Genomic DNA, 13,400 nt, shown 5'->3' on the forward strand with positions numbered 1-13,400 from the left:
ATCGGACATGACCGCTGAAACAATTCTCCTCAGTCTGCATCTTTCCGCGCCGGAGCTCATCCTCGCGGTCGGCGCCCTGGTCCTGTTGATGGTCGGCGTCTTCTCAGGCGAGCGGTCGGGCCTTGCCGTCACCGGCCTTGCCATCGTCCTGCTGCTCGCATCCGGTCTGTGGCTGCTCTTTGTGCCGGCGGAAGGCCTCGCCTTCGGCGGCGTCTATATGGCTGACGGCTTCTCGCGCTTCATGAAGCTGGTGGCGCTCATCGGTTCGCTGGTCGCCCTGTTCATGACCATGGGGCATGCCCGCGAAAATCAGCTCGACAAGTTCGAGTTCCCGGTTCTGCTGGTGCTTGCGACCCTCGGCATCCTGCTGATGATCTCGGCCAACGACCTGATCTCGCTCTATCTCGCGCTGGAACTGCAGTCGCTGGCGCTTTACGTCGTCGCCGCGATCAACCGCGACAGCCTGAAGTCGACCGAAGCCGGCCTCAAATATTTCGTCCTCGGCGCGCTGTCCTCCGGCATGCTGCTCTACGGCATGTCGCTGGTCTACGGCTTCACCGGCCATACCCATTTCGCCGAGATCGCCCAGGCGCTTTCGGTTGAAGGCGCGCGTTCGCTCGGCCTCATCTTCGGCCTGGTCTTCATCCTCGCCGGCATCGCCTTTAAGATCTCGGCCGTTCCCTTCCACATGTGGACGCCGGACGTTTATGAAGGCGCGCCGACGCCGGTTACCGCCTTCCTCGCCGCAGCCCCCAAGGTTGCCGCTATGGCGATGATGACACGCATGGTCATCACCGCCTTTCAGCCGGTCCTGGCTGACTGGCAGCAGGTCGTCGTCTTCATCTCGATCGCCTCGATGCTGCTCGGCTCCTTTGCCGCGATCGGCCAAAAGAACATCAAGCGGCTGATGGCCTATTCCTCGATCGGCCACATGGGCTATGCGCTGGTCGGCCTTGCCGCCGGCAACCAGACCGGCGTTTCCGGCGTCATGCTTTACATGGTCATTTACATGATCATGACGCTCGGCACCTTCGCGATCATCATGTCGATGCGCCGCAAGGACGGCACCGTCGTCGAAAACGTCAACGATCTCGCCGGCCTTTCCACAACCAACCCGTTCATGGCTGTGGTGCTGACGGCGCTGATGTTCTCGCTCGCCGGCATTCCGCCGCTCGCCGGATTCTTCGCCAAATACTTCGTCTTCGTTGCTGCGATCGAAGCCAAGCTTTATGCGCTTGCCATCATCGGCGTTCTCGCCTCGGTCGTCGGCGCCTATTATTATCTGCGTGTCATCAAGCTGATGTGGTTCGATGAAGCGACCGGCGAATTCGCCCGTGTCTCCAGCGCCCTGCGTCTGGTCTTCGGTCTCTCCGGTCTCTTCGTCACCGCCTATGTGCTCATCGGCGGCCCGATCGGCGGCGCGGCAGAGCTTGCCGCTGCGACGCTCTTCTGATGGCCTCCGACGGACGACGCCGGATATCGCTCGGCGATATCAGGCATGAGGCTCTGTCGGAAACATCGTCCACCAACAGCGAATGCCTCGCCCGAGCCCGGGCGGGGGATCCCGGCAATCTCTGGGTGACGGCCGAGAGGCAGACCGGCGGCCGCGGCCGTCGCGGCAGGCTCTGGGTTTCCGAACGCGGCAATCTCTACGCGTCTCTTCTGCTGATCGACCCGGCGCCGATGGAGCGCCTCGGCTCGCTGCCGCTGGCGGTTGCCGTTGCCGTTCACCAGGCCATCCGCAGGGTACTGCCCCCCGGCGGCGAACCGCTTGAGGTCAAATGGCCGAACGATATTCTCATTGGCAGGAAGAAGACCTGCGGCATCCTGGTCGAAGGCGAGGGGCTGCCGGATGGCCGTTATGCGCTGATCGTTGGCATCGGCATCAATGTCTCGGTCATGCCGGACAATCCGCTCTATCCCGTCACCTGCCTGCGCCAGCATGCGAGCGCGGCTTCGCCGGAGGAAGTTTTCGCTCATCTTTTCGCGGCGATGGCGGATGTGCTCGAAATATGGGATCAGGGCCGCGGCATTGCCGAGATCACCGCGCTCTGGCGCGCCATTGCCTGTGGCATCGGGGAAAAGATCACGGTCAATTTACCGGACCGGTCGATTTCCGGACAATTCGCCGGGATTGATGATAATGGCTTGTTGATGCTCGATACCGGCGCTGGCACGATCATGTCTATTGCCGCCGGTGATGTGTTTTTTAGATAGCGGAAAAAACGAAAATTATGGCGAAACAGGACGAATTGGTATTCCTGCCTCTGGGCGGCGTCGGCGAGATCGGGATGAATCTTGCCCTTTACGGCTACGGCCCGCCCGAGCATCGCCAGTGGATCATGGTCGATTGCGGCGTCACTTTTCCGGGACCTGACTTGCCGGGTGTCGACCTCGTGCTGCCCGATATCCGCTTCCTTGCCAGCGAGCGAAAGAATCTCAAGGCAATCATCATCACCCACGCCCATGAAGACCATTACGGGGCACTCGCCGATCTCTGGCCGGGCCTCAACGTTCCGGTTTTCGCTTCGGCCTTTACATCGGGGCTGCTTGAAGCCAAACGCAACTTCGAGAAGGCGACGATCGGCGAAGTGCCGGTGACGCCGTTCAAGGCGGGCGATACTATCAATGTCGGTCCGTTCAGCATCGAAGGTGTGGCCGTCAACCATTCGATCCCCGAGCCGATGTCGCTGATGATCCGCACGCCGGCCGGCAACATCATCCATACGGGGGACTGGAAGATCGACCACGAGCCTTCGCTCGGGCCTCTGACCGATGAGACACGCTTCCGCCAGCTTGGCGACGAGGGCGTGCTGGCGCTGATGTGCGATTCCACCAACGCCCTGCGCGACGGTGTTTCACCCTCCGAGAAGGATGTGTCGGAAAGCCTGCGCAAGATCATCGAGGATGCCGAGGGCCGGGTGGCGATCACGACCTTCTCGTCCAATGTCGGGCGTATTCGCACCGTAGCCGAGGCTGCCGAGGCGGCCGGCCGCGAAGTGCTGCTGCTCGGCAGTTCGCTGAAGCGCGTCGTCGATGTCGCTAGTGACATCGGCCTGATGGAAGGGGTCAAACCTTTCATTTCCGAGGAGGAGTACGGCTATATCCCGCGCGACAAGGTCGTCGTCATCTTGACCGGTAGCCAGGGTGAGGCGCGGGCGGCCCTTGCCAAGCTCTCCCGTGACGAGATGCGCAATGTGGCCTTTGCGGCAGGTGATATCGTCGTCTTTTCTTCGCGTGCCATTCCCGGCAACGAGAAGGCGATCCAGGACATCAAGAACGGCCTTGTCGAGCAGGGCGTGCATATCATCACCGATACTGAGGCGCTCGTCCACGTCTCCGGCCATCCGCGCCGCAACGAGTTGCAGAGGATGTATGAGTGGACCCGGCCGAAAATCGTCGTGCCGGTACATGGCGAGGCGACACATCTGACGGCGCATAAGGAACTTGCCGAGCAATCCGGCATCGCGATTGTGCCGCGGGTGCGCAACGGCGATATCCTGCGGCTGGCGCCGGGGCCGGTCGAGGTGATCGGCGAAGCGCCGCATGGCCGGATCTACAAGGACGGCCTGCTGATCGGCGATTTCGACGAAATGGGCATCGGCGAGCGCAAGAAACTCTCCTATGTCGGCCATGTCGCGGTCAACGTCGTGCTCGACGCCCGTTATGACATTCTCGGCGATCCCGATCTCGTCTCGATCGGTCTGCCGGTTTATGATGACGAAGGCGAGGAGATGGAAGATACGCTCTACGATGCGGCGATCAGCGCCATCGAAAGCATTCCGCGCGCCCGCCGCAAGGATATCGACATGCTGCAGGAGGCCGTGCGCCGTGCCATCCGCGCGGCCGCAAATCACGCCTGGGGCAAGAAGCCCGTTGTCACCGCCTTCGTAACCAAGGTCTGACCATGCTCGGACGGGTGAACCACATCGCCATCGCCGTTCCCGACCTCGCAGCGGCGACGGCCGCTTATCGCGACACGCTGGGGGCCGCGGTATCTGAGCCGCAGCCTCTGCCGGAACACGGGGTCACCGTGGTCTTCGTCGAGTTGCCGAACACCAAGGTCGAATTGCTGCAGCCGCTCGGGCAGGACTCGCCAATCGCAACTTTCCTCGAAAAGAACCCGTCCGGCGGCATGCATCATATCTGTTACGAGGTGGACGATATCATCCTCGCCCGTGATCGACTGGTCGCCGCCGGCGCGCGGGTGCTTGGCGATATCAAGCCGAAGACCGGCGCGCATGGCAAGCCGGTGCTCTTTTTGCACCCGAAGGATTTCTTCGGCACGCTGATCGAACTCGAACAGGCCTAAATCAAATACAATCGGACCCGGTTTCGCTGCGGCAGAGTGACCCGAAGACGACGAAATGTTTCCTTCGCTTTGAGTTGGACGCTATTCCACCGTATAAGTGCGCCAGTTCCACGCGACACAGCGCTTGATGCGTACTGTCGGCAAGACACCACCGGGAAAGCTAATGCTCCAGACCTTCCTCCAGGGATTCGCCGTCTACTTTATCATCTGGTGGATGACGCTGTTCGCCGTTCTGCCGATCGGCCTGCGCACCCAGGCGGAAGACGACGATATCGTGCTCGGCACCGTGCCAAGCGCGCCCACCCGCTTTCGCGCCGCCTTCGTCTTTTCGCTGACGACGCTGATCTCGGCGCTGATCTATGGCATTTGGTATGTCTGCGACACCTATTTCGGATGGGGCTTCGACGCCCTTCCACAACTCGGGCCTAGCTTCTATTGAGATAGCTTTTGCTCAAAGTTTGAGCAGATGCAGAATTCAGGAAAAAAGCCGTTTTGCGTCATACTGGCGTCGTGCTGCTACGGCAAAGAGCTCGCCTAACGGAATGAGAGGCTTCCCTTACGGGAGCCGTCTGGAGTTTGAATGGGAGGAGAGGGCGAAAAGCCAAAAAAAAACAAGGCCAGAAGCCTTGTTTTAAGTATCGCGTGATCTGTAACCGTTGCCGGGGCTGCGACGAGCGCGCCTAAGATCTGATCCTCCCAAGACTTGACCGCGAGTACAGCAAGAATTTAGCTTCTTGCCTGTTTTGTGAGCTAAAGCTAGCTCAAAGATTGGGCTTTGTCATTAGCTTTTTTTGCATTTTTGCTACACCCTAGCAAAATTTTTCTGTTGACAAGATTTTCGTTCAAGTCCTTATAAATACGCGCTTTTTTACGCCCTTTCATTTTGCGGGTGCGAACATGCGTGTCCGGGAGGCGGCCGACAGCAGTTGCGGGTTTCCTTCCCGCCGCGAAGCGGCTATGAACGCTCCCACATTCACAAGTATCTTCGATTCCGCTCGCCAGTGGGATCTCAACTGCTCCGGAATCGCCATGCGTCTGTCTCGCTACTTCTTGCCCATCCTTAAGGAAAACCCCAAGGAGGCGGAAATCGTCTCCCATCGGTTGATGCTGCGCGCCGGCATGATCCGCCAGCAGTCTCAGGGCATCTATTCCTGGTTGCCGCTCGGCAAGCGTGTGCTCGACAAAGTCAACGCCATTATCCGCGAGGAGCAGAACCGCGCCGGCGCCATTGAGCTTTCGATGCCGACCCTGCAATCGGCCGAGCTCTGGCAGGAAAGCGGCCGTTATGATGCCTATGGCAAGGAGATGCTGCGCATCAAGGATCGCCAGGACCGGCCGATGCTCTACGGCCCCACCAACGAGGAGATGGTGACGGATATTTTCCGCTCCTCCGTCAAATCCTACAAGGACCTGCCGCTCAATCTCTATCACATCCAGCTGAAGTTCCGTGACGAGATCCGGCCTCGCTTCGGCACCATGCGCTCGCGCGAATTCATGATGAAGGACGCTTATTCCTTCGATCTGACGCGCGAAGGGGCGGAGCATTCCTATAATAAGATGTTCGCCGCCTATCTCAGAACATTCGATCGGCTTGGCCTTCGCGCCATCCCTATGCGCGCGGATACCGGCCCGATCGGCGGCAATCTCAGCCATGAATTCATCATCCTCGCCGATACCGGCGAATCCGAAGTCTTCTGCCATAAGGACTTCGTCGGTTTCGATATTCCCGGCGAAAACACTGATTTCGACAGCGTCGAAGGCCTGAAGGCGATCTTCGACAAGTGGACCTCGCTCTACGCGGCCACCTCGGAAATGCACGACGAGGCTGCTTTCAACGCCGTTCCCGAAGCCGAGCGCCTTTCCGCCCGCGGCATCGAGGTTGGCCATATCTTCTACTTCGGCACGAAATATTCCGAGCCGATGGGCGCGAAAGTCCAGGGGCCCGACGGCAAGGAACACTTCGTCCACATGGGTTCCTACGGTATCGGTCCGACACGCCTTGTTCCCGCCATCATCGAAGCATCGCATGATGACAACGGAATCATCTGGCCGGCATCGGTCGCACCCTTCGATGTCGTCGTCATCAACATGAAGGCGGGCGATGAGGCCTGCGACGATACTTGTGAGCTGATCTACGCCGCGCTGAAAAAGGCCGGCAAGGATGTGCTCTATGACGACACCGACGACCGGGCCGGCACGAAGTTCGCGACCGCCGACCTGATCGGCGTACCTGTCCAGATCATCGCCGGCCCGCGTGCGGTCGCGAACGGCGAGGTCGAAGTGAAGGACCGCAAGACCGGCGCCCGTGAAACGATGACCATCGAAGCGGCGATCAACAGGTTCGTGGCTTAAGGAAGCGGAGGCGAAATGGCAGAGGCAGCAGTGGACCGGAGTTCAAAATCCGGCTTGGGTCCGGCTGGCAAGCCATTTTCCACCTTTGAGCGCCTCGTGGCGTGGCGCTATCTGCGCGCCCGCCGCAAGGAGGCCTTCATTTCGGTGATCGCCGGCTTCTCCTTCGTCGGCATCATGCTCGGCGTTGCGACGCTGATCATCGTCATGGCCGTCATGAACGGCTTTCGCACCGAACTCGTCTCGCGCATCCTCGGCATCAACGGTCATATGATCGTGCAGCCGGTCGATGGCCCCTTTACCGATTACCCCGACTTGACCGCCAAACTCGCGGCGGTGCCGGGCGTCAAGATGGCGCTGCCCCTGGTCGAAGGGCAGGTGCTTGCCTCCGCTCAGGCTGGCGGCAGCACCGGCGCTTTGGTGCGCGGCGCCCGCGCCGAAGACCTGACGAAACTCAAGACAATCTCCGACAACATCAAATCCGGCGACATGGTGGGCTATGCCTCTGGCGAGGGCGTGCTGATCGGCACCCGCATGGCCGATCAGCTGGGTCTGCGCGTCGGCGACCTCATTACCCTGACCTCGCCGGAAGGCGATATCACGCCGATGGGCGTCAATCCGCGCGTCAAATCCTATAAGATTTCCGCCCTGTTCGAGATCGGCATGTCCGAATACGATTCCTCGATCATCTTCATGCCGCTCGAGGAAGCGCAGCTCTACTTCAATGCCGCTGGGCTGGTGCAGTCGATCGAGCTCTTCGTCGATCATCCCGATGATATCGACGCCCTGAGGCCGAAGGTGGAAGAGGCGGCCGGCCGCCAGATTAACCTTACCGACTGGCGTCAGCGCAACCAGACCTTCTTCTCCGCACTCCAGGTCGAGCGCAACGTCATGTTCATGATCCTGACGCTGATCGTGCTCGTGGCGGCGCTCAACATCATCTCCGGCCTCATCATGCTGGTGAAGGACAAGGGCAGCGATATCGCCATCCTGCGCACCATGGGCGCCAGCGCCGGCGCCATCATGCGCATCTTCTTCATGACCGGGGCGGCGATCGGCATCGTCGGTACCCTTGCCGGTGTGCTGCTCGGCGTTCTCGTCTGCGTCAATATCGAATCCATCCGCCAGTTCTTCTCCTGGATCTCCGGCACGGTGATCTTCAATCCGCAGGTCTATTTCCTCAGCCAGCTGCCGGCCGAGATGGATATCGGCGAAACGATCTCGGTGGTCGTCATGGCGCTCAGCCTCTCCTTCATCGCCACCATCTTCCCGGCATGGCGCGCCTCCAGGCTCGATCCGGTGCAGGCCCTGCGCTACGAATAAGGAATGCCGCATTCATGAACCGCAACGTCGTCCTCAAGCTTACCGGCGTCGAGCGCCATTACGGGCAGGGCGATACGCTGCTCACGATCCTGAAGGGTGCGGATTTCTCGCTGTCTAAAGGGGAAATCGTCGCCCTTGTCGCCCCCTCCGGCACAGGCAAGTCGACCCTGCTGCATGTCGCAGGCCTGCTCGAGCATCCCGACGGCGGCGAGGTTACCATTAACGGCCTTGCCTGCGATGGCCTTTCCGATGAGAAGCGCACGGCGATCCGCCGACGCGAGATCGGCTTCGTCTATCAGTTCCATCACCTCCTGCCGGAATTTTCCGCGCTTGAGAACATCATGATGCCGCAGCTGATCGCCGGCCTGTCCTGGAAGGAGGCCCGGGAGCGAGCCGGCCAGCTTCTCGATTATATGCGCATCGGCCATCGCGGTTCGCATCGCCCGGCTGAACTTTCCGGCGGCGAACAGCAGCGCGTCGCGATCGCCCGCGCCGTCGCTAATGCGCCGACGCTGCTTCTTGCCGACGAGCCGACCGGCAATCTGGATCCGGAAACGGCAAGCTACGTCTTCGATGCGCTAGAGGCGCTGGTGCGCCAATCCGGCCTTGCCGCCCTTATCGCCACCCACAACCATGAACTTGCCGGCCGCATGGATCGGCGCGTCACGATTTCGGACGGCAAGATCGTCGACTTCTAAGACTTCGGTCTATGGTTGCCCCACTCGCGCCGATGGCTTGCCCCTCACCCTAGCCCTCTCCCCGCGCGCGGGGAGAGGGGACGTGCCCTGCGAGAGCGAGGTGGAAACGGGGAGCTTGCGGCATGGTCCCTTCGCCCCGCGCGCGGGGAGAAGGTGGCGGCAGCCGGATGAGGGGCCGTTATCGCCGACCTCTTGACGGACATTATGCACCCAATCCACATCTTTTACCGGCCTGCGGTCAGGGGATAACCAGCCCGCCGCGATAGTCGAGCACATAGGCCCTCCGGCCATCGACCATGATGCATTCCTGGCCGCTGAATCCCTCGCAGCCGCCTTCGCTGCGGTCGACATAGCGGCCGAACGGATGATTGAATTCCATTCCGCCGAGAAAGCGGCCCTCCCGATACATTGCCGACAGCGCCGCCTTGATCACCGTTCCGGCGGCACTGCCGTCGATCAGATCGGACGCGACGACGCGGCCGAAATAATTCATCACCCAGACGGGTTCGCCGGCCAACCACACCACTTCCTGGCCGGCGAAATCGGTGCCGCCGAAGTAGCTGTCGAGATAGGACCAGTCGCCGCGCTCGTAGCCGATATCGTGAGCACCCGGCCGGCAGGGCGGGCGAGGCACACCACCGCCGACATAGGTCGCGGCCTTCGCCTCTACGATGAAGTCGTTCAGTATCACGGTGTCGAGCATTATCATCTTCCTCCTGCCTCATCTGATACGGATATAGCAGAACGGTGAGAACATAAGAAGAACAAAAGAGTGCATCGCTCGATCGCCTTGGGGCAGGTGCATCAGACATCGAATGCGCTGTACGGATCCGTTCGGCAGGCGATGTCGAGCCGGTCGCGGAGCATGTTCAAAGCCAGCGCCGAAGGCGAGGTTCGATTCGCAGTCCCGAGCCGGCATTTTCAAACGCAAGCGCAAAGGAAAAGATTCCTGTTGACATAGGAACATAGATGGAACAGATTGAAAACATAACGAGTAAAGGAGAGCCAGATGACTGACATGATCCGTGATATCGCAGCATTCACCTCCATCGCAATGTTCGTTGCCAGCTTCTCGCTGATCGTCATCGCGATCTAAAGTTTTCAGGGGATCGCATGGCAGTCATGCGGTTCGCAAGCGGGTCTTCTTCTGGACATCATTGCCCTCAATGCCGACAATGCATCCGATTCATTTCGGCTGATTGGGAAGGCATATCATGGCGGAGACGGAAAAGGGTTCAATGGGTGAGGCGACCGGCGGCACGCCGGGCTTCATCCACCTGAGGGTCCACTCCGCCTATTCGCTTCTTGAGGGTGCGCTGCCTCTGAAGAAGATCCTCTACAAGGCGACCAGCGACAGTCAGCCTGCGATCGCCATTACCGACACCAACAATCTCTTCGTCGCCCTTGAATTCTCCCAGAAGGCAATGGACGAGGGCCTGCAGCCGATCATCGGCTGCCAGGTCTCCATCGACATGGAAGACGGATTGGAAAGTGAGAAGCGCGGCGGTCAGCAGGCCCTGATCAAGCTGCCATCGATCGTTCTACTTGCCGCGACGGAGGCCGGTTATGAAAGACTGGTCGATCTCGTCAGCCGCGCCTATCTCGGCGGCGATAGCAACCAGGCCATACATGTCAGAGCCTCCTGGCTGGAAGAGGCAGGCACGGAAGGTCTGATCGCCTTGACCGGCGCCCTGACCGGACCGGTCGACGCGGCTGTCAGGGAAGGTCATCCCGGCCAGGCGGAAGCCCGGCTGCTCACGCTGAAGCGTCTCTTCGGCGACAGACTCTATGTCGAACTGCAGCGGCACGGCACCTACGACAAGCGGCACGAGCAGAAGATCGTCAGGCTTGCCTACACGCATGACCTGCCGCTCGTCGCCACGAACGAGGCCTTCTTTCCGACCCGCGACGATTACGACGCCCATGATGCGCTGATGGCGGTTGCGCATAACGCCATCGTCTCGGACGACAGCCGCTTTCGCCTGACGCCGGATCACTATCTGAAAAGCCGGGCCGAAATGGCCAAGCTCTTTGCCGACCTGCCGGAAGCGCTTGAGAACACGATCGAGATCGCCAGGCGCTGCTCCTTCGTGTTGAAGACAAGAAAGCCGATCCTGCCGCGCTTCACTGGCGCCACCGACGATGCCGAGGAGGCCGAACGCGCCGAGGCGGGCGAATTGCGCCGCCAGGCGGTGGAAGGGCTGGACATGCGGCTTGCCACGCTCGGCATGTCGCCGGGTTACGAGGAAAAGGATTATCGTGAGCGGTTGGAGTTCGAGCTCAGCGTTATCGAGCGCATGCGCTTCCCGGGTTACTTCCTGATCGTTTCCGACTTCATCAAGTGGGCCAAGCAGCATGATATTCCCGTCGGTCCCGGTCGCGGTTCGGGCGCCGGTTCGCTGGTCGCCTATGCATTGACCATCACCGACGTCGACCCGCTGCGCTTCTCGCTGCTCTTCGAGCGCTTCCTCAATCCGGAACGCGTCTCAATGCCTGACTTCGACATCGACTTCTGCCAGGACCGTCGCGAAGAGGTGATCCGTTACGTTCAGGCGAAATATGGGCGCGAGCAGGTGGCGCAGATCATCACCTTCGGTTCGCTGCAGGCGCGCGCCGCACTTCGCGACGTCGGCCGCGTGCTGGAAATGCCCTACGGTCAGGTAGACAAGATCTGCAAACTCGTGCCGAACAATCCGGCCAATCCGACGCCGCTCTCTAAAGCGATCGAAGAGGAGCCGAAGCTGCAGGAGGAGGCGGCGAAGGAACCGGTGGTGGCGCGCCTGCTCGACATTGCCCAGAAGATCGAAGGGCTTTATCGCCACGCCTCGACGCATGCTGCCGGTATTGTCATCGGCGATAGGCCGTTATCCAAGCTGGTGCCGATGTATCGCGATCCGCGCTCCGACATGCCGGTCACCCAGTTCAACATGAAGTGGGTGGAGCAGGCCGGCCTCGTCAAGTTTGACTTTCTCGGCCTGAAGACTCTGACGGTGCTGAAGGTCGCCGTCGATTTCGTCGCCAAGCGCGGCATCAAAGTCGATCTTGCGGCCATTCCTCTCGACGACAAACCGACCTACGAGATGCTGTCGCGCGGCGAGACGGTCGGCGTGTTCCAGGTGGAAAGTGCCGGCATGCGCAAGGCGCTGATCGGCATGAAGCCGGACTGCATCGAGGACATCATCGCGCTGGTGGCGCTCTACCGCCCGGGCCCGATGGAAAACATCCCGACCTACAATGCTCGCAAGCATGGCGACGAAGAGCTGGAATCGATCCATCCGATGATCGACCACCTGCTCAAGGAAACGCAGGGCGTTATCGTCTATCAGGAACAGGTGATGCAGATCGCCCAGGTCCTGTCGGGCTATTCGCTTGGCGAAGCCGACCTTCTGCGCCGCGCCATGGGTAAGAAGATCAAGGCGGAGATGGACCAGCAGCGCGAACGCTTCGTCGTCGGCGCGGTCAAGAACGGCGTCTCGAAGCCGCAGGCCGACAACATCTTCGAACTCTTGGCGAAGTTTGCGAACTACGGCTTCAACAAGTCGCACGCCGCCGCCTACGCCATCGTCTCCTACCAGACGGCCTATATGAAGGCGCATTATCCGGTCGAGTTCCTCGCCGCCTCGATGACGCTCGACATGTCCAATACGGAAAAGGTCAATGATTTCCGGCAGGACGCCAAGCGCTTGGGCATTGAGGTGATTGCGCCCTCGGTGCAGACATCCTTCCGACATTTCGAGACCGGCGATAACCGAATCTATTATGCGCTCGCCGCTTTGAAGGGCGTCGGCGAATCCGCCGTCGACCACATCGTCGAGGTGCGTGGCGACAAACCTTTTGCCAGCATCGAGGATTTCTGTCTGCGCATCGATCCGCGCCAGGTGAATCGCCGCGTGCTCGAAAGCCTGATCTATGCCGGCGCCTTCGATTGTTTCGGCACCGACCGCGCCCAGCTTTCCGCCGGCCTCGACCGCATCCTCGGTTATGCCCAGCGCGCCCAGGAAAATAAGCTGAGCGGCCAAGCGGACATTTTCGGCAGCGCACTAAACTCGGGCCCGGAGAAGATCTCCTTGCCGCCCTATTCACCCTGGCTGGCATCGGAGCGGCTGCTCAAGGAGTTCCAGGTGCTGGGCTTCTATCTGACGGCCCACCCGCTCGATTCCTACAACAACATCCTGCAGAAGATGCGTGTGCAGACTTTCGCCGAGTTTTCAGCGGCCATCAAACAGGGCGCCGCCAATGCACGCCTTGCCGGAACCGTCATCTCCAAGCAGGAGCGCAAGACCCGCACCGGCAACAAGATGGGCATCATCGTCTTTTCCGATTCTTCAGGCCAGTTCGAGGCGGTGCTGTTTTCGGAGATGCTGAACCAATATCGCGACGTGCTCGAGTCCGGAAAATCCTTCCTGCTGACAGCGACCGGTGAGGAGCGGCCGGAGGGTATCGGTCTTCGCATTCAGACGATCCAGTCGCTTGAGGAAAAGTCGCTGCAGATGCAGAAGGCGCTGCGCGTTTATGTCCGCGATTCCGGGCCGCTGAAGATGGTTGCCGGCCATCTGAATGCTAAGGGTGACGGTCTGGTTTCCTTCATTGTCATCAAGGAGGAGGGCAAACGCGAGGTGGAAGTGGCGCTGCCGGAGAAATACCGCATCACCCCCGAGATTGCTGCCGCTCTTCGCGCCGCCCCCGGCGTCGTTGACGTCGAGCTTGTCTGATCGACA

General features: G+C 60.4%; 10 protein-coding genes. 9 read left to right on the plus strand and 1 reads right to left on the minus strand.

Translation table 11 applies throughout. The annotated features are described in order from the left end of the window. The first annotated feature begins 7 nt into the window (after window positions 1-7). The 8 genes from nuoN to NMA58_RS06515 all read left to right on the plus strand — a co-directional run bounded on the left by nuoN (window position 8) and on the right by NMA58_RS06515 (window position 8,682). Complete coding sequence (nuoN, locus tag NMA58_RS06480) at window positions 8-1,453, plus strand: NADH-quinone oxidoreductase subunit NuoN (RefSeq protein WP_097598365.1); 1,446 nt, start codon at window positions 8-10, stop codon at window positions 1,451-1,453. After that, on the plus strand, window positions 1,453-2,217 hold the full coding sequence (locus tag NMA58_RS06485; protein ID WP_434712752.1) for a biotin--[acetyl-CoA-carboxylase] ligase: 765 nt from the start codon (window positions 1,453-1,455) through the stop codon (window positions 2,215-2,217). Before nuoN ends, NMA58_RS06485 begins: the two co-directional genes overlap by 1 nt. Window positions 2,218-2,234: 17 nt before the next feature. After that, window positions 2,235-3,905: a ribonuclease J gene (locus tag NMA58_RS06490; RefSeq protein WP_430957646.1), complete on the plus strand. Its 1,671-nt coding sequence runs from the start codon at window positions 2,235-2,237 to the stop codon at window positions 3,903-3,905. Window positions 3,906-3,907: 2 nt separating this feature from the next. Continuing rightward, window positions 3,908-4,312 (plus strand): methylmalonyl-CoA epimerase, encoded by a 405-nt coding sequence (mce, locus tag NMA58_RS06495; protein ID WP_430957645.1) that lies wholly within the window; start codon window positions 3,908-3,910, stop codon window positions 4,310-4,312. Window positions 4,313-4,475: 163 nt separating this feature from the next. Further along, window positions 4,476-4,751 (plus strand): DUF1467 family protein, encoded by a 276-nt coding sequence (locus tag NMA58_RS06500; protein WP_020921013.1) that lies wholly within the window; start codon window positions 4,476-4,478, stop codon window positions 4,749-4,751. A 590-nt stretch (window positions 4,752-5,341) separates the two neighbouring features. Beyond that, window positions 5,342-6,664 (plus strand): proline--tRNA ligase, encoded by a 1,323-nt coding sequence (gene proS / locus NMA58_RS06505; RefSeq protein WP_097598361.1) that lies wholly within the window; start codon window positions 5,342-5,344, stop codon window positions 6,662-6,664. Between the two features lie 15 nt (window positions 6,665-6,679). Beyond that, a complete protein-coding gene (locus NMA58_RS06510) occupies window positions 6,680-7,984 on the plus strand; it encodes a lipoprotein-releasing ABC transporter permease subunit (protein WP_434712753.1) in 1,305 nt (434 codons plus the stop codon). A gap of 14 nt (window positions 7,985-7,998) precedes the next feature. Next, window positions 7,999-8,682, plus strand: a complete 684-nt coding sequence (locus NMA58_RS06515; protein WP_097598359.1) for an ABC transporter ATP-binding protein — start codon at window positions 7,999-8,001, stop codon at window positions 8,680-8,682. A 238-nt stretch (window positions 8,683-8,920) separates the two neighbouring features. Here NMA58_RS06515 and NMA58_RS06520 read toward each other — a convergent pair whose 3' ends face one another. Beyond that, a complete protein-coding gene (locus NMA58_RS06520) occupies window positions 8,921-9,385 on the minus strand; it encodes a DUF5680 domain-containing protein (RefSeq protein WP_434712754.1) in 465 nt (154 codons plus the stop codon). A gap of 511 nt (window positions 9,386-9,896) precedes the next feature. On the opposite strand from NMA58_RS06520, the gene dnaE reads away from it, so the two are divergent. Continuing rightward, complete coding sequence (dnaE, locus tag NMA58_RS06525) at window positions 9,897-13,394, plus strand: DNA polymerase III subunit alpha (protein ID WP_434712755.1); 3,498 nt, start codon at window positions 9,897-9,899, stop codon at window positions 13,392-13,394. The last annotated feature ends 6 nt before the right edge of the window (window positions 13,395-13,400 follow it).

Origin of the sequence: Rhizobium sp. YTUHZ045 (genome assembly GCF_051124255.1) — a bacterium.
GTDB lineage: Bacteria > Pseudomonadota > Alphaproteobacteria > Rhizobiales > Rhizobiaceae > Rhizobium.

What these genes read in the sequence shown, in the direction of transcription:
- nuoN (WP_097598365.1), top strand. Translation starts at nt 8, where the DNA reads ATGACCGCTGAAACAATTCTCCTCAGTCTGCATCTTTCCGCGCCGGAG.
- NMA58_RS06485 (WP_434712752.1), top strand. Translation starts at nt 1,453, where the DNA reads ATGGCCTCCGACGGACGACGCCGGATATCGCTCGGCGATATCAGGCAT.
- NMA58_RS06490 (WP_430957646.1), top strand. Translation starts at nt 2,235, where the DNA reads ATGGCGAAACAGGACGAATTGGTATTCCTGCCTCTGGGCGGCGTCGGC.
- mce (WP_430957645.1), top strand. Translation starts at nt 3,908, where the DNA reads ATGCTCGGACGGGTGAACCACATCGCCATCGCCGTTCCCGACCTCGCA.
- NMA58_RS06500 (WP_020921013.1), top strand. Translation starts at nt 4,476, where the DNA reads ATGCTCCAGACCTTCCTCCAGGGATTCGCCGTCTACTTTATCATCTGG.
- proS (WP_097598361.1), top strand. Translation starts at nt 5,342, where the DNA reads ATGCGTCTGTCTCGCTACTTCTTGCCCATCCTTAAGGAAAACCCCAAG.
- NMA58_RS06510 (WP_434712753.1), top strand. Translation starts at nt 6,680, where the DNA reads ATGGCAGAGGCAGCAGTGGACCGGAGTTCAAAATCCGGCTTGGGTCCG.
- NMA58_RS06515 (WP_097598359.1), top strand. Translation starts at nt 7,999, where the DNA reads ATGAACCGCAACGTCGTCCTCAAGCTTACCGGCGTCGAGCGCCATTAC.
- NMA58_RS06520 (WP_434712754.1), bottom strand. Translation starts at nt 9,385, where the DNA reads ATGCTCGACACCGTGATACTGAACGACTTCATCGTAGAGGCGAAGGCC.
- dnaE (WP_434712755.1), top strand. Translation starts at nt 9,897, where the DNA reads ATGGCGGAGACGGAAAAGGGTTCAATGGGTGAGGCGACCGGCGGCACG.